Genomic DNA, 16527 nt, shown 5'->3' on the forward strand with positions numbered 1-16527 from the left:
ACTGACGGTCGCTTCTAACAGCAGACAGTCGCGAACGGCCTCGGACGTCTCCCTCCGAGGAACATCGGCGAGGGATCACCGCACGGGCTTTGGAAGTGCACGTTTGATCGCTGGCTGAAGTATCTCGCCGGCAAGGAGGTGGCGCGCAAGCATGCGGCATGTTTGCAGGAATTGCGCCGCCAGACGCGACGGGAGGAGCGCGAAAACCGGCTCCAGAAGGGCGCCAACGGCGCCGCCATGCGGGAGCACGGTCCTCGACCGGGAGGCGGCGCAATGATGAGCGACTTCGTCCGGCAGTTGATCGAGAAGGCCAGCACCGATCGGCTGTGTGCTTTGCGATCACCGGCACACAAATTCGGCATCGGGCTATTTCGATCCGACGCATTTGAGGAAACGAGCTTGGCAAGGTTGCCAATGTTCTCATACGGTTGTGCGCCAGAGGGAGGCCCTCAACTAGGGCAAAATCGCCGAATGTCTGACGCGAAAAAGTTCGTTAGCTATTCCGGCCTCCTCTTCAGCCTGCTTGCGCTGCAGGTTATGGCGGCGAGTGCGCAAAGCGCAGATACTTCACCTGGTGAGCTTCTTTTGGCTTGTCGATGGACGCCTCCGGACGCCGACGCTATCGACAAGCCGCAAGCGCAGATAGACGCCGAAAACAATAGTGAGGACAAGTCAACCGATGATTCCAGCACATCGGACACTCCTGGACCGGGCGATACCGACAGCGATGCAGGCCCCGGATTTTACATACCTGGTCACGGCTGCATTCTGATTGATGGCTCAGTCAGTTCCGGCGTTCAGGCAACAAGTGTTACGGCAAAGGGATCTCGGCTGACGCCACCGACGAAATCGGCAATGACGGAATGGCAGCTGAATGAAAGTGCAAACGTTACTCAATATTCGCAGACAGAATACGGTGATCTGATTTCGCGTCTCGAGATTCAAGGCGATCAAAGCAAGACTCTTTCGGTCTCCTCTGCGTCAATCACGCTTGGGAGGAGTATTATCGGGCTTCAGACGTCCTTTTTTGCTGATTGGCAGGCTGACGAGTTCTCGTTCCGAGCGCTCACATCCACACAATCGCCTTCCTCGTCGCTTATGTGTTGAGGCCGACACCAAATACGACACTAACTTTGTCGCTGGAGGATCCGATGTTCCGCCGCGTCACTATTTCCGGCTATGGATCGCCCCAATTCCCTGACTTGGTTGGTCGCTTTCGCTACACGACCGGAAACTGGCAATTCATTGCAAATGCGGCGTCGCATCAAACGACCTTTTTTGACGCAAATGCCGGTCCTCTTGCGTCTCAAGACACCGCGCTCTGGGGAGCAGCTGTCCAAGGTTATGCCAGATACGCGTTTGCCAATGACGCTCAGAGCGACAAGTCTTATGTCATTTTCCAACTCGCCCATGCGTGGAATGCGCCGGGCTATCTTGGAATCAATACGCCGACGAGCGCATTCAAGATCAATCTGCCCGGCGCTCTGGGCGCCAACGATGCCGAACGAGCCATCGGATGGAACGGCGCTGCTGTCGTCAGCTGGGCCTGGTCCAGCAAATGGAGCTCTGCTGGGTTCGTGAGCTTCACCAGTTTGAAGTTACCCGATGTGCTCGGGACCGGGTCCGTCCTGTCGACAAGAGGCGCTGCGAATTTGACCTACACGCCTGTTGAAAACCTGGATTTGACCCTCGAAGCCGGCTTGGCGAAGGTGACTTCGGCTAATTCCGGAATTCCATCGGGACGGCAGTGGTCGCTCGATCTCTCGATGTCCCGGACGTTTCCATAGGGTCCCGAACTGCGAACGAGGGGTGTCGTTCGGGCGCGCCTGAAAGGGGCCCACAAGGCGATCCCCCACCCCCGCCGGCCGATGGACCGGGGAGCGGCTGGCCGCGGCCGCCGCCGGCCGCGGCGATCTCGAAACCTGGCGTTCTGCGTTAAGACTGTGTCTGCTGGCAGCAGCCAATGGCCGAGATGGGTGGGAATTTTGCCTGGCGGGCGGTCAGTGCTTCAGGCATTTCCGGCCCACTGCCATTGCTTTGAACGTCCCCTTCAGATCGACGACAAAGGCCCCCTTGGTTTCCGGAAATACGGTCATCTTATGTTTCTTCGCCACGTCGCGCTTGAACTTCGGATCGTCGGTCAAGATGTAGCCGCCAGAATATCCGCCCTTGAGTTCGCCGCTCGTGCTGGTGGCCACACCCTTATAGAGATGGCCGTCGATGGAGACGAAGATGTCCGACTCGGTACCGTTCTTAAGACCGATATCCACCTTCGTGAACACGCCAAGATACCCGACCTCCTGATTTGCGGTAACGCCCATTTGTACTGAACTTGGCCCATCTTGGCGCACGATCAAGCAATCTCCGCGCGTTTGATTTGTATAGATCGTCCAGCCCTCGACGTCGTCCCCGTATCGGACAAGCACATCGCTGGCCTTGGGAAGCGGATTTTGTGTTTGTGCGGATGCCGCCGTCGCAGACGAAAGTGCTGCTGCCGCGATGAGTGTCGTGAAGATTCGCATAGTATTACCTTCCCTTGTTTGCGTTCTTGCTCATGAGTGTCCGTTTTGTGGGTCGTGACTGCCGTCCCCATCCTGGGCGTTGCTCGGAATTCATTTCACCAGTTCGATCTCCCTTCCGCCCCGTCGCTTCGAACCGCGGGGCGCGTAGTAGAGGCGCACGACCCGCGACCGGTCGTTGCTTGGACGATCGTGTTGCTAGGGCCGACCTGTTATCGGTCAGGCCTGGCCGGTGGCTGTCCGCGCCCGATCAGTTAACGTGGACGACCACGTACTTCGACCCCGTGTGCTGATAATATTTCGCGCCGCAATGCCAGATTGTCGTCCCGTTGACCGAAGTCTTGACGCAACCGGCCGGTAGACTGGCTACGTAGACGCTGGTTCTGCGGATGGTTCGCCGGGTTGAGCGCCGCGCGACGCCCGCCGCACTGCCGGGCGTAAGAGGATGGCCAACGCGGGCCAGCGCTTGAGATGAAATCGATCCCTGTGTGACCACGGAGACCGCATCAACCTGTACGAAAGTGGCCAAAGCCAAGGCCAGGACGGCGCAGTTGCGGAATCTTGTTGTCATCACTTCCTCCCTGTTGTCGTTGATGCAGTTCCCGAATCTAGAAACGCATGATGAGTCCCATGATGGGTCCTTGCTGGACGACATCGAAGACGAAGCCGTCATTGCGGTAGTTGACGCCGAGCGCGCGGTAGCCGGCGACCGCCGAAAACCGCTCGTTGAACCGGTAGCCCAGTGCGGCAGCGACATCCCAGTCGACATTGGCGCCGCCTGCACCAATCATGCCCCAACCCGTCAGATAGACTTCAGGCGTGAGCGAGTAGTTCGCGCGAACGCCAACCAGGCCGTCCACCCAGGTCGCTCCGTCGCTGCCGGATACGCCGTCAAGGATACCGTCATGGAAGTCGAGGTCGGTGTCAACGGACCAGACCCTGATGGCGCCGACGAAATCGAGACGACCGGCGTCACTCTGGAGGATCGAATAACCAGCTCCGACCAGCCCTGAAAATGTCTGTGACGAGACCTCGACACTGTTGGCAACGACGCCTCTCGGCGTGCCACTTTCTCCCGACAGTTTTACATACATGAGGTCGCCGAAAATGCTGTAGCGAGCCTCGGCGACGGCCATGGCCGCGAAGTCGAGATTCTTCAGGATGTCGCTGAAACTCGAGTCGACCTCGACAGTGGGCAGGCCAAACTGCGCCACGTCTCCCGACATCCCGGCCGCCCAGAAATACGGCGCGACGGAGAACGTCCAGCCCTGTTCGGTCACGACTGGTTTCAGCTCCGGCGTCATTGGTGAGACCGCATCCGCGGCTCGGCAGGATGGGCGAGCCAAAGGAAGGAAAGGACAGCACAACCCAGAGCTTGTGTCCGATACAAGGTCATCATGTCAGGGTCCCCTCCTGAGGCTAGCCGTCGTTTGCGGATTTGTTGCTTGGGAAAACGAGAGTGCCTGACGGGTGCGAAGACCGTCCATCGGCATGCCGCGCTGTCGGCATGGCGATTCATGGCTGTTCACCGTGCCGGCCACGGGTTGATACCCGATTTGCGGGCCGCATCGGTATTCAGCACTGCTGCTCCTACCTCTCCAACCAGGCGATCTATCAATTCCTGCCATTCGGCTCGTCTGGCCTCGCGCAATGCCGGCGGGGCCTGGTCGACCTTCGAAAGCGCTAACTCTGCATCCGCGAGTTCCTCGCAAATATCGCGAAAACTCTCACTTCGGTCCATCAGCCGATGGATCGTCAATTCAAACTGGGGGTATCGGCGCACTGCCGCCGAGACCGCTCGGTGCCTGTCAGACGATCCGTCTTTTGTGTTCATGACGCCAGTTCATCGACCTGACGCAATCGTATTGCAAAGAAAGGGCCGCGGGAGGTAAGTTACGTGGATAAGCATGTAACCGAGCGACAACAAAAAACGGCGGTTGCAAGGGATCAAGCGAGGGTATGGCGATCCAGGCGGAAACGCCCGCACCAAGGGAGCGCGAGTTCCCTATAGAGGCTTGTCGCGCCCAACTTGCCCTAATACTCGACAGTGCGGACTTCGATGCCACCAGCCGCGAGCGCCGCTTCCTCAGCCATGTGGTGGAAGAGGCTTTGTCGGGACGAGGCGACCGTATCAAGGCCTATTCAATCGCAGTGGAAGTGTTTGGTCGCGGCGAGGCGTTCGACCCGCAGACGGATCCGATCGTTCGCATCGAGGCTGGCCACCTCAGGCGTGCGCTCGAGCGATACTATCTGACAGCCGGACATACAGACCCAATCCTGATCACGATTCCAAAGGGTGGTTATGTTCCTATTTTCTCGCTTCGTTCGCCGGCTTCGTTGGCGCAGCCGCGGGCGCCTATAGTTTCTCAATCAATCACCCACTCTCCGGTCGGGCGGATTGCGTTCCTGCTGCCGGCAGTGCTTGCAGCCATTCTCGCGGCTGGAGCATCGGTATTGGCGTGGTCGTGGGTGTCTGTCAGGTCAAGCGCGCCGGAAACGCCCCGCGTGCTTGTTGAGCCGTTTGAAGATCTGACCGGTACCGCCGCGGCGGCAGCCATTGCGAGCGGATTGAAGCAGGAGATTGTCAGCCAGCTTTCGAAGTTCAAGGATATTGTGGTCATGGAGTCGGCGCCTAACGACGGCGATGCGTCGACCTCGCCACCACGATTTATCCTTGCCGGAAGTGTCAGCCTGTCGGTCGATACCTTTCTGCTTCGAGTGAGATTGATCAACCGACCCGACGGTTCGGTTCTGTGGGCAGACAGTTATAATGGGCGGATGAAAGTCGCGGACCTTGTCGGAGCTCAGGCAGACATCGCGCGGAATGTGTCGACGAGCTTGGCTCAAACCTATGGCGTCATCTTCCAGGCGGACGCCAATCTCCACGTCGACAATCCGCCCGAAGATTGGGCCGCATATTCCTGCACGCTGTCTTTCTATGCATATCGGGTCGAGCTCAGCCCCGACACCCGTGCATCCGTGCGTTCATGCCTCGAGAAGGCCGTACGGCGCTTCCCGAATTACGCCACCGCCTGGGGTCTTCTTTCGCTTGTCTACATCGATGACTATCGATTCGAGTTTCCCACCGACGCCACATCGTCCGCCGCCGTGCTGGAGCGCGCCCTGGCAGCCGCAAGGCAGGCGGTGGAAGTCGACCCCCTCAACGTACGAGGGCTTCAGGGAGAAATGCTTGCACTCTATTTCAGCAAGGAAATGAACCTGGCATTGGGAGTGGGCAAACGGGGTTTGGCGATCAATCCCAACGATACCGAGTTCATGGGCGAATACGGAAAGCGCCTGGCGGTCTCCGGAAATTGGCATGACGGCTGCGCGTTGATAACAGAGGCGCGCCAAAAAAATCCACGCTCGTTGGGCTACTATGAGGTGGATTTGGCTCTTTGCTCTTATTTCAGCGGCGATTATTCGCAGGCGGTTATGTGGATCAAGAAAACGCCGGTCCGATCGAACCCGATCTATCATATTGTTGCGGCTGCCGTTCTGAGCGAAGGAGGCTACAAGATCGAGGCTGATCGCGAGCGTGCCTGGCTGGAGCAAAATCAACCGGCTTGGACGAAGAACATGCGCCACGTGGTTGCGATGCGCCTGGCCCGTTCGCAAGACGTCGAGATTTTCGTCCGTTCACTGCGGAAGGCCGGCTTCAACGTGGCGGATTGAGGGCAAATTCTGTGATGTTGGCAAGTACGGCAACTCATGCAGTCGGAATGCCCGCTAGTGGCGCAATGCGGCCTTAGATCAACACCTGCCACGCCTGGCTCGCGATGTAGCTTGTGGCCGGCTCATAAGTCATCTCTCCCCCTGATCAGTCAAAACCCGCGCCTCTGGCGGAGAGCGCGGGCCGACCAGGCGATGGAGTCCCGATCTTCGGCAGGATGTGGGTGAGACATCACCTGCCGCAACCACCAACTGTTAGCGACCTCTAATGTTCCGTCAAGCCAGTTCTGTGGCTTGCCGCACCCACGCTGGGATTGCCTCATGGCCCTGCAGCCAAGCGCACGCGTGTTCCTCCCAGACATGCCTCTATTGAGGCCCACCATGCGGTTAGGGCACGTTTCGAGGAGTGTTTTCAGGGGGGGCATCATGGCTGACAAGATCCACGGCTTTCTGCCTGCCACGGCCGAAATGCCGACTGACCGTCAGCGGTTGATCACCCGCTATATCTTTGATCGACCTTGTGGTCCTAAACCTGTTCGATGAGTTTTCGGACAGCGTCACGGTCGCTCCTTTAGCGTGTCTTTGCTCGCCGCCATCCTTGTTGCAAGCCCTTCTGAAGGCGACGATCGCCATCGAGCATCAGGTCGCCGTGTTCTTCAAGGCAAGGCAAGGCGCCTTCATGAAGTTCATGCGATTCTTCGGCGCATGGGTGGTGCTGTTCCTATCCAAGTTCGTGATCCTGGAGGCGATTACCTTCGTGTTCGGGGATAGGGTTCGCTTCTAGGGCATGCTGCACGGGGTGGTGCCGCTGATTATCGTCGTCATGGCCATGCTCATCGCCGAGGAAGTGATCGTCCGGTTCGTCAGGTGGATCCGTTGAAAGGCTACGCAAGGTTCACTCCACGTAAGAGGCACTGTTTCTTCTAGCGGGACGCAGGCGCGGTCCGGAGCGCGTCAAGCGGTTGCTGAAGGCGACCGTTGAGACCGATTATTTCCTCGAGCGGCTTCATCACGTCGCCCTGGTGGATGGCACGAATAGGTCGGCGACAGCCTGAAGGGCAGCCCGGCGACCTTGCTGTAGCGCCCGCTGGCGGGATCACGTCACGTCACGTTGCTAGCGGCTACCGGTGGGTTCCAAACACTATCGGCAGGTCCGCGCGACATTGGACGCGGGAACGCTTAAGCCCAAGGCTTCCGCGATCACACCATAGGCTAACGCGATCATGCAGTACACAATACAACTACAAGCGGTCGATTCCTTAGGGATGTAGCCACTCCGAAAGCCCGCCGCGGGTCGCTCCCGTGGCGGGCTTTTCATCGATCGGGTTTCGGGCTTCCATCAGGATGGCCTTGGGTAGACCGTCAGCGTCCCTTCTTGACCTTCGGCGCAATCTCTTCAATTCGCACCTTGTCCCCGATTTCCTTGGCCAAAGCGAAGGCCTTCTCCTTGTCCTTCGTTGACAGGACTGTGCGCCAGTGAGGTTTCTCGAACACGCTCACAACATAGGTCGGCACCGGCTTGTCGGTCATCCTTCCGGCCTTCGGAAATGGCCGGTGCGGTGGATGCTTGGGTGAAGCGCGCCGCACCGGCCACTGTAATAGCGGGAAAATCCCCCGCGCTGATAAGTCTATATTATATTAGATGTCGCGCAATTAAGACTGAAGTCCTTGTTTCGCCGGCCCTAAAGGCCCGCTCTCGCGGTGTGCGGGCCTCGCGCAAAAAAACGACCGGCTTTCCGCCTGATGACGGCGAAATGCAGCCACGACATCGTCACGGAGCGGGTGTTCGAGCGCAATGATCCCGGTGCTGGCGCACCCTGATCTCGATTGCGCTGGCAAGCCGGGAAGACTGCGAACGGAGCGAAAGCGGGAGTGGCCGGCGGACGGCCACAACGAGATGTTGGCGCGACCGCAAAATGTATCGTTTTACACAATTTCCAATTGCTGGACTCGCGCGATGCATCGGTAGTTTAATTTTTGCATCCAGCCAAGGAGTGGAAGGTCGTGAACTGGGAGGAAGTAGGCATGGGTTTCGAATTCGACATCCGCCATCCATCTGACGATCAGCCGTACGAAATCACCTCTTTCGCCCAAAAGTACGGCCTAACGATCCCAATTGCGGATGCCATGCTTTTCGCCAAAGGGCCGTCGCGGACGGCATGCGACGCTGCCGCATTGGCCTTCCTCTGCGCTATCGCCGCACAAGCCAAGAAACAGAGGGCTCAATAGGCCTGCCAGCACTGCGACACTACCGCCTCGGGCCGAAAGCGGGGTTGGCGTTCACCAGGGCGCGAATTGGCCAGACCTCCCGTCCATCACCAAGGCGACGCCGCGAGTCGCAGCTATCTCTGCGATAAGAGCCTACAAATCCGCATAAGCCAACCAACCGGTAGACTGATTGGCGCTCTCAAGGAGCCGAGACAGAGCGTGCGTATTCGGGCGCAACCCACAGGGAGTGGCTCGCGCAGCGGCTGAGTTCATTCGTGGGTTTCGCGCGAGCCATTTCAGTGCCGCCTCGATGATGGCAACATCCTCGGGCCGCGCCTACGCCGACGGTATCGCCCGCCGAAATACCGTGACGAGCAAATAGAGGGGGCCTTCCCTGGTGTCTTTGGCGAATGCAGTGGTCGTTGAACGCGATATCGAAGGTCGGATCGCAGAGCAGTTGGCTGCCGAACCTGGTACAGATGCGCCGCTTACTCAATTGGGCGATGCAGCTTACGCTCTATTTGGTACTCACCACTGCTGATCGACTTTGGTAGGCTCACGCCGTGAGCTTTGTCTGCGCGTCGTGATCTTTGGGCGGCGCGTGGTCGGTGAGAGTCATGGAGGTCCAGTCATGGATCATGTCCAGACATCCAACGCGGATTGCCACAGCCCTGCACTCTCCGGTGGTATCCGACGATTCTCGGCCGTGGCGGCGTTGTTTGATAACTCCCGCAAGAGGTCACGCGGCGCTGCGATAAGCCTTATCCCGTTCTGCCTGATTCTGCTATTTGGCGCCCCAGCAAAGAGCCAATCGGAGACTGACGACAGGCTCGCCCCTCAAGACACTGTCGAGCTAAAGGTCTCGGGGTGGGATGCCTTGCGTGGCGGCATCACGGAGGGCGTGGAGCTCAACGGTGCTTTTACGATCGGTGCAACCGGGACGCTGGATCTTCCGGGCATTGGGCACGTTCCGGCTGCGGGTCTGCGTGAGAGTGAATTGGCAAGGCTGATTACCGATCGCTTACAGGCCAGAAGTGGTTTCGACACCCGTCCCGTCATGACCGTGCAGCGCACGCAATCGGCAGCGTCTTCGGGCGGCGCCAAAGCCGAGGGGCACCCGGCTGGGGCGCCGCCAGACGTGAGCGGTTCTCGCCCATTGGTGGAGGCTGCCGCGACCGGGCTAGGAGGGGAACGATCCAAGACGGATGCGTCACTGCAGGAACTATCGGCCGTTCGCGAGGAGCTTGAGGCGGCTCGCCAGCAGGCGTCTGAAGATCGTCAGTCTGCAGACAGGGTCGAGCGGGTTCTTCGCAGCGAACTGGACGCGGCGCGAGACGAACTTGATGACATGCGGCGCGTCACAGCCGACGCAGGCGTGCGTGCGCGTGCGGTCGCAGAGGCGACGACTCTTCAGGGACAAGCCCTTGAAGACCAGAAGCAAAAAGCCGAACGGCTCGCGCAGGGTCTGGCGCAGCGCGAAGTCGAAAGCTTGCAAGTCAAAGCCGCTCTCACGATCCGCGAAAAGGCCGCCGCACTCGGCGCGCACCAGGCTGCGGAAGCTTCCCTGTCTGGAGCGAGACGCGCGCTTGGCGAGGGGCGGCAGACGATTGAACGCCTCGAACGCGATCTTGCCGCGACGCACCAATCTCTCGATGCTCTTGAGGCAAGCGGAAAACTGGCTGCGGCTGCACAAATGGCAGCTATTCAGGACCGCCAGGTTGCTGAGGCCGCTGCAAAGCGAGCCGGCGAAGCGCTCGCATTGGAACGTGGGAGAGCAGATGCTCTCGAGCGCGATCTCGATGCTGCTCGCCAGGATCGCGACGCGGCAAAAGAGGAAGTCGCCCGGCTCGCTGCTGCTTTGGAGCAACAGCGCGAAAAGGCCGTTGGCCTGACCCGCGACCTCGTTGCGGCGCGCAACGAAACCGACATCCTGAAAGCTCGCAATACGCCTCGCGATCAGAGCATCGAGCCCGCTCCCAAAGCGCCTGCCGGTGATCGCGCAGGCCAACGCACCAGTGCACTCGCAGGGAAACGGGCTAGATCGGCCCATGAGCCCGAGGGGCGAGAAATCCGCAAAGTGGCGGTCCGCAAGCCGCCGCAACCTGTTCGGCTGACGACGATTAGCCTTCCCGCCGTGTTGCTCCCGACGCGGGCGCCATTGCGCACGGCACAAGGATTATGGTGATGCGCAAGTATCCAGTTGCCGTATTGGCGATCGCAGTTGCGATCGGGCCTCCTTCGGCTCTTGCTGGTGGCCTTGGAGGCAAAGTCGGTGGTATCGGGGTCGGCGCCAGTGTGGGCGTTGGCTCGAACGGCACCTCCGTCGGTGTTGGCGCGAGCGTCGACGGCGTCGGAGGAGCAAACGTTGGAGGGTCGGTCGGCCCGAGCAAGGGATCGGCGGGCGTTGGAGGCAACGTCGGTGGCATTGGTGTCGGCGCCGGTGTAGGCGTCGGTTCGAACGGCGCCTCCGTCGGTGTCGACGCGAGCGTCGACGGAATCGGGGGAGTAAATGTTGGAGGCTCGGTCGGCACGAGCAAGGGATCGCTTGGCGCCAACGTTGGAACCGGTACCAATCTCGGCGGCGTAGGCGGCCTTTCGGCAAGCCCCAGTGCGCGAGACGAATCCGCCGGTGCTGGCGCCGCTCCGGGCAGCACGGCAAGTGGTCGAGCGAGCGCGGCGGCGGGGGCTACCGCAGGGCCAGCAAGTGTCGGTGTCGGCAAGAAGGCGGCCGCCATAGTCGTGACCAGGGGCGTGCGACACGCAGTCGCCCTGCCACGCAGCCTCTGGCCGTCCAAAAGTGGTCGCGACACGTTCTGGTCGAACACCACAGGTTATCCCACGCGGTCGCTCCCGGTGCCGTTAAAGGCGATACCTGGCACACCGCCCGCCGTGGTTCGCGTCTGCCGTCAGGCGATCATGTCGGCTGCGAAGCCACTTGGTGCCGTGCGTGTGCACGCAGCCAGCGCAGGTACCCTGCGCTGGCACCGTCGCGGTGCCCTCACCGCACCGATCGAGGTGCGCATAGACTATGCAAGACAAGGCGGCATCGAAGTTCGACAGGCGCGGGTCGGATGTCGCCTCGACGCGGCGGGCAAGGTCGTCGCGGTGACATAGGCTGATGAATCTGGCGGTATCCGACGTCTCACTGCCAGACAAAGGGCCGCATCCATTCGCCAAAGCGCCGGTACGAGTTGATGCCACGCCCCAGAATCCAGGTCACCATGGCCGAGCGTGTTGCCGATCGTGGCGACCGCGACGAGCAGCGCCGGATCACTGCGACCCGAGACGCCCAGGCCGGCGAGCCCCACTTCCGACGAGACCGCCAGGATGGTTGCAGCGAGGAACGCGCTGATGAAAAGCGCGCCATAGAGCGCCGCCACCTCGCCCTATGCCTACACGTCGACAATGCCCATCATGCCGAGTTGCTCATGCTCGGGGATGTGGCATTGATACATGCGCAGCTCCGGCCTCAGCCGACCCTGACAGCTTGGCGGAGAGCACTGCGCGATCCTAACCAGGTGTATTCGCCTTGACGACCTTCTGGCATTCCGGAGTCAGCTCGCTGAAATGCTCCGTCAGACATTGAATGACGCGGCCGCCGCCTGGCTCCACGCCTTTGCAGAACTTTTCGAAGTTCGCTTGGCAAGCCTCACGTTCGGCCGCTGTCTGCGCCTGAGCCGCAAGCATCTGAACGGCTAGGAAAACCACGCTCAAGGCAATTCGCATGACAAACCCCTCCAAAATGGCTAACATTCAATCAAAATACCGTGAAGTGTTGAGGGGGGTCAAATGCTTTTGGTATCGCGCATTGCGCTGGCCGTAACCTTGCTTACGGCGACGGCATTGCTTTCAGCTTGCAACAAGCAAAATGCCTATGTTCCGCCGCCCCCGCCCAAGGTTGACGTGGCGCTGCCGCTTAAGCAGACGGTAACGCCCTATCTCAATGCGACGGGGAACACGGCCGCCGTCAATTCGACGCCATTGGTTGCCCGGGTAGCGGGCTTCATACAGGAAATAGACTACAAGGACGGCGACAGCGTCAAAGCGGGCAGCCGACTGTTCCTTATCGAGCCTGAACCTTACCAGTTGGCACTTGAACAGGCCCAGGCTGGACAGACTTCGGCAGATGCCTCAGTCAAACAGTCCAGCGCCGATCTGAAGCGGCAACAGGATTTGCTCGCGCAGAAGGTAATTTCGGCGTCCACGTTGGACCAGGCTGCCGCTGCCGCTGCGGTCGACGTGGCCAAGCAGCAGCAGAACGCCGTTGACGTCAAGCAGGCCCAGCTCAACCTGAGCTACACCGAAGTCAAGGCACCATTCGACGGCATCGTCACCGCCCGCCAGGTATCGGTCGGCCAGTTCGTAGGCACTGCCAGCACTTCCGACCTCGCAACGATCGTCCAGATGGATCCGATATACATCAATTTCAATGTCAGTGAGCAGGACGTGCAGCGGATCCGGGCTGAAATGGCCAGGCGTGGTCTGACAATGCAGAATCTCAAGAAGATACCGGTGGATGTCGGCCTACAGACCGAGACTGGATATCCGCACAAAGGAACGCTCGACTATGCGGCGCCGCAGGTATCTTCCTCGACGGGCACGCTACTGGTTCGCGCCGTTTTGGAAAACAAGGACAAAGCGCTGCTGCCCGGTTATTTCGTCCGACTGGGCATCCCGCTCGGCGAGCAGCCGGACATGCTGCTGGTACCGGATCGTGCAATCAGCAGCGACCAGAGCGGCCGCTATGTGCTTGTCGCCGGAAAGGACGACACAATCGAGCAACGCGGCGTCGAGATTGGCCAACTGGTCGGCGAGTTGCGCGTCATTACCTCCGGCCTGACAGCGGAAGACCGCGTCGTCATATCTGGCTTGCTGACGGCCCTGCCCGGCCAGAAGATCGAACCCACGGTGAAGACCCTCCAGCAAACTCCGGCCAATGGTGCTGGCCAATGATCTCCAAATTCTTCATCGAACGACCCGTTTTGGCGAATGTCATTGCCGTCCTTATCGTCGTCGTTGGCGTCGTCTCGCTCTTTGCGTTGCCGGTAGCGCAGTATCCCGATGTGGTTCCACCGACCGTTTCGGTAACCACCCGTTATCCGGGCGCCAGCGCGCGCACGGTCATCGACACCGTAGCTCTGCCGATCGAGCAGCAAGTCAATGGCGTCGAGAACATGCTCTACATGCAGTCCTTCGCTGCCTCGGACGGCAGCTACAACCTGACCGTCACTTTTGCCATCGGTACAGATCTGGACCTGGCCCAGGTGCTTGTTCAGAACCGGGTCTCTGCCGCCATGGCCGGGCTGCCCCAATCAGTGCAGGTGCAGGGCGTCAACGTGCAGAAGAAGTCGACCTCCATCCTCGAGATCGTGACGTTGACTTCGCCTGACGGCAAATATGGCAGCCTCTATCTCAGCAACTACGCGACTATCAGCCTTAAGGACGAAATCTCGCGATTGCCTGGCGTCGGCAATGTCAGCGTATTCGGCGCTGGTCAATATTCCATGCGCGTCTGGCTCGATCCCGAAAAGATGCTGGCGCGCGGCTTGACCACGCAAGATGTCGTTCAGGCACTTCAACAGCAGAGCGAACAGGTCACAGCAGGTCAGATCGGCGCCCCGCCGGCGCCGGACACCCAGTCCTTCCAATATTCGATCGAAGTGTCCAGCCGCCTTGACGATCCCGACCAGTTCGGGGCCGTTGTGGTCAAGACAGGCGCCAATGGCGATATGACGCGTGTTCGCGATGTCGGGCGGGTTGAACTCGGTGCGCAGACCTACGGACAGTTCTTCAACCTCGACGGCCAGCAGGCCGCCGGCATGGCCATCTTCCTGGCACCCGGCGCGAACGCGCTCGATGTGGCCAAGAGGGTCGCGTCCAGGATGGAAGAACTGGCGCGTGCCTTCCCGCAAGGCATAGTTTACGCGATACCGTTCAACACGACGAATTTCGTCAGCCAGGCGATCAACGAGGTCTACAAGACGCTGTTTGAGGCGGCGGTGCTGGTTTTGATCGTCATTCTCGTCTTCCTGCAGGATTGGCGGGCGATGCTGGTTCCGGCGACGACCGTACCGGTCACCATCATTGGCGCGTTCGCGGCGATGGCGGCGCTCGGCTTCTCAGTCAACCTTTCCACCTTGTTCGCCATCGTGCTCGCCATCGGCATCGTCGTCGATGACGCCATAGTCGTGGTCGAGGGAGCCGCCCACAACATGGAACGTGGCATGTCGAGCCATGACGCCGCCATTGCCGCCATGAAGACATTGTTCGCGCCGATCATCGGCATCACGTTGGTGCTGCTGGCGGTGTTCCTGCCGGCGGCCTTCCTTCCCGGCCTTACGGGCCGGATGTACGCGCAATTCGCGCTGGTGATCGCGGCGACCGCGCTGATCAGCGCCGTCAACGCCGCGACATTGAAGCCAACGCAATGCGCGACATGGCTTAGGCGTCCCGTACCACCGGAACAGCGCAACGTCTTCGCGCGCGGCTTCAATGCGGTCTACCAGCGTGCCGAGAATGCCTACGTCCGGTTGATCGGAGGGATGGTGCGTCATAGCGCCGTAACGGGTGTGGTCGCACTCATGATCATCGGCGCGGCCGGCTACGGCATGTCGCGCGTCGCCACCGGTTTCATCCCAATCGAAGACCAGGGTTATCTGCTCGCGGCGGTTCAGTTGCCTGACGGCGCCTCGCTTGGTCGCACCCAGGAAACGCTGCAGCAGGTTTCGAAGATCGCCAAGGCTACACCTGGGGTGGAGACGGTGGTCACGATCGCCGGGCTTTCAGCCCTCGACAACAATTCGACGCTGGCCAACGCAGGCGTCGCTTACATCATTCTCAAGGACTGGGATCTGCGCGGCAAGAGCGAAGACCTGGCTTCGCTCTACGCCACTCTCAACAAGAATCTGTCGGGCATGGCCGACGGCGTTGTGCTGGTGCTTCCTCCGCCACCAATCCAGGGCATCGGCAACGCCGCCGGCTTCACGCTGCAAGTCGAACTCCGCGACGGCAGTTTCGACCTCTCGAAGCTGCAAGGCTCCGTCAGTGCGATCGTCAACAAGGCCGAGACACAGTCGGGCATCCAGCGCGTCTCATCATCGTTCCGCGCCAACGTCCCGCAGTACAAGGCCGAGATCGACCGCGACAAGGTGCAGGCCCTCGGCCTGACCACGGACCAGGTATTCCAGACGCTCGCCGGTTATCTCGGCTCCAGCTACGTGAGCCAGTTCAACAAGTTCGGGCGTGTCTTCCAGATTTATGTGCAGGCTGACGCCCAGTTTCGGTTGACGCCGGAGGAGATCGGCCGCCTTACCGTCCGCAACAACAACGGAGACATGATCCCGCTCGGAACCGTGTTGACGATTGAACCCAGCGTCGGTCCATCGCTGATCAGCCTGTACAATCTCTATCCCGCCGCGTCGATCGTAGGCGTGCCCGCCGCAGGCTTTTCGTCGGGCGATTCGATCAAGCTGATGGAGGAGATTGCCGCGGATAGCCTTCCGCCCGGTACGGGCTTCGATTGGACTGCGCTGTCTTTCCAAGAGAAGCTCGTTACCAATCAGGTTTACCTGGTGTTCGGAATGGCGCTGCTGCTTGTCTACCTGGTCCTTGCCGGCCAATATGAGAGCTGGCTCGCTCCGATCTCAATCCTGCTCGCCGCGCCGCTGTCTCTGGTGGGGCCGGTCTTGGTGCTCAATGGCCTTGGCATCGACAACAATCTCTATGTCCAGATCGGCCTCATTCTGCTCATAGCGCTGTCAGCCAAGAATGCGATTCTGATCGTCGAGGTCGCACGCGAACTGCGGGCTGCCGGCACGCCTATCGTCGTATCGGCGATCGAAGCCGCCCGTGCCCGCTTCCGGCCCATTCTAATGACATCGTTTGCCTTCATCCTCGGCGTGGCGCCGCTGGTGTTCGCCACCGGCGCCGGTGCGAGCGCGCGAAAGTCGATCGGCATCACGGTCTTTTCCGGCATGCTCGCTTCGACCTGCCTGGCCATTCTTTTTGTGCCATCCTTTTTCGTCATCCTGCAACGATTGGAGGAACGACGCTCCGGACGCACGAAGAAGAGCGAGGCCACCCCAACGCTCGTCAAGTAACGATACAATCAAAGCTGGATGGCGGGCCG

15 protein-coding genes are annotated in these 16527 nt (G+C 60.1%); 9 read left to right on the forward strand and 6 right to left on the reverse strand.

Annotated features, from left to right (window positions below):
- Nucleotides 1–276: 276 nt before the first annotated feature.
- Together AC07FD_RS08665 and AC07FD_RS08670 are read left to right on the forward strand one after the other, a co-directional pair.
- Nucleotides 277–1107 carry a hypothetical protein gene (locus AC07FD_RS08665; protein WP_478349504.1) on the forward strand — a complete coding sequence of 277 codons (831 nt, stop codon included), beginning with the start codon at nt 277–279 and terminating at the stop codon, nt 1105–1107.
- A 44-nt stretch (nt 1108–1151) separates the two neighbouring features.
- Complete coding sequence (locus AC07FD_RS08670; RefSeq protein ID WP_478349505.1) at nt 1152–1787, forward strand: hypothetical protein; 636 nt, start codon at nt 1152–1154, stop codon at nt 1785–1787.
- Between the two features lie 213 nt (nt 1788–2000).
- Here AC07FD_RS08670 and AC07FD_RS08675 read toward each other — a convergent pair whose 3' ends face one another.
- The 4 genes from AC07FD_RS08675 to AC07FD_RS08690 all read right to left on the reverse strand — a co-directional run bounded on the left by AC07FD_RS08675 (nt 2001) and on the right by AC07FD_RS08690 (nt 4353).
- Nucleotides 2001–2522, reverse strand: coding sequence for a hypothetical protein (locus tag AC07FD_RS08675; protein ID WP_478349506.1), 522 nt, complete (start codon nt 2520–2522; stop codon nt 2001–2003).
- A 247-nt stretch (nt 2523–2769) separates the two neighbouring features.
- Entirely contained in the window at nt 2770–3090 is a 321-nt protein-coding gene (locus AC07FD_RS08680) for a hypothetical protein (RefSeq protein WP_478349507.1), read from the reverse strand.
- Nucleotides 3091–3127: 37 nt separating this feature from the next.
- Complete coding sequence (locus tag AC07FD_RS08685) at nt 3128–3886, reverse strand: hypothetical protein (RefSeq protein ID WP_478349508.1); 759 nt, start codon at nt 3884–3886, stop codon at nt 3128–3130.
- A 158-nt stretch (nt 3887–4044) separates the two neighbouring features.
- Nucleotides 4045–4353, reverse strand: coding sequence for a hypothetical protein (locus AC07FD_RS08690; RefSeq protein WP_478349509.1), 309 nt, complete (start codon nt 4351–4353; stop codon nt 4045–4047).
- Between the two features lie 125 nt (nt 4354–4478).
- Here AC07FD_RS08690 and AC07FD_RS08695 point away from each other — a divergent pair, with 125 nt between their 5' ends.
- Entirely contained in the window at nt 4479–6194 is a 1716-nt protein-coding gene (locus AC07FD_RS08695) for a hypothetical protein (RefSeq protein ID WP_478349510.1), read from the forward strand.
- Nucleotides 6195–6789: 595 nt separating this feature from the next.
- Complete coding sequence (locus tag AC07FD_RS08700; protein WP_478349511.1) at nt 6790–6975, forward strand: hypothetical protein; 186 nt, start codon at nt 6790–6792, stop codon at nt 6973–6975.
- A 578-nt stretch (nt 6976–7553) separates the two neighbouring features.
- Here the strand turns inward: AC07FD_RS08700 and AC07FD_RS08705 are convergent.
- On the reverse strand, nt 7554–7721 hold the full coding sequence (locus AC07FD_RS08705; RefSeq protein ID WP_167392245.1) for a hypothetical protein: 168 nt from the start codon (nt 7719–7721) through the stop codon (nt 7554–7556).
- 495 nt (nt 7722–8216) lie between these two features.
- Here AC07FD_RS08705 and AC07FD_RS08710 point away from each other — a divergent pair, with 495 nt between their 5' ends.
- From AC07FD_RS08710 to AC07FD_RS08720, 3 genes are all read left to right on the forward strand, one after another.
- On the forward strand, nt 8217–8420 hold the full coding sequence (locus AC07FD_RS08710) for a hypothetical protein (protein WP_095089588.1): 204 nt from the start codon (nt 8217–8219) through the stop codon (nt 8418–8420).
- Between the two features lie 610 nt (nt 8421–9030).
- Nucleotides 9031–10584, forward strand: a complete 1554-nt coding sequence (locus AC07FD_RS08715) for a polysaccharide biosynthesis/export family protein (protein WP_478349512.1) — start codon at nt 9031–9033, stop codon at nt 10582–10584.
- Nucleotides 10584–11513, forward strand: coding sequence for a hypothetical protein (locus AC07FD_RS08720; RefSeq protein ID WP_478349513.1), 930 nt, complete (start codon nt 10584–10586; stop codon nt 11511–11513). The genes AC07FD_RS08715 and AC07FD_RS08720 overlap by 1 nt, the downstream gene beginning before the upstream one ends.
- 396 nt (nt 11514–11909) lie before the next feature.
- Here AC07FD_RS08720 and AC07FD_RS08725 read toward each other — a convergent pair whose 3' ends face one another.
- A complete protein-coding gene (locus AC07FD_RS08725; protein ID WP_095089594.1) occupies nt 11910–12125 on the reverse strand; it encodes a cysteine rich repeat-containing protein in 216 nt (71 codons plus the stop codon).
- 63 nt (nt 12126–12188) lie between these two features.
- Between AC07FD_RS08725 and AC07FD_RS08730 the strand changes: the two genes are divergently transcribed.
- Together AC07FD_RS08730 and AC07FD_RS08735 are read left to right on the forward strand one after the other, a co-directional pair.
- Nucleotides 12189–13352, forward strand: a complete 1164-nt coding sequence (locus AC07FD_RS08730; protein ID WP_478349514.1) for an efflux RND transporter periplasmic adaptor subunit — start codon at nt 12189–12191, stop codon at nt 13350–13352.
- Nucleotides 13349–16498: an efflux RND transporter permease subunit gene (locus AC07FD_RS08735; protein ID WP_478349515.1), complete on the forward strand. Its 3150-nt coding sequence runs from the start codon at nt 13349–13351 to the stop codon at nt 16496–16498. The genes AC07FD_RS08730 and AC07FD_RS08735 overlap by 4 nt, the downstream gene beginning before the upstream one ends.
- Nucleotides 16499–16527 lie beyond the last annotated feature (29 nt).

It is taken from the genome of Mesorhizobium waitakense (assembly GCF_056431085.1).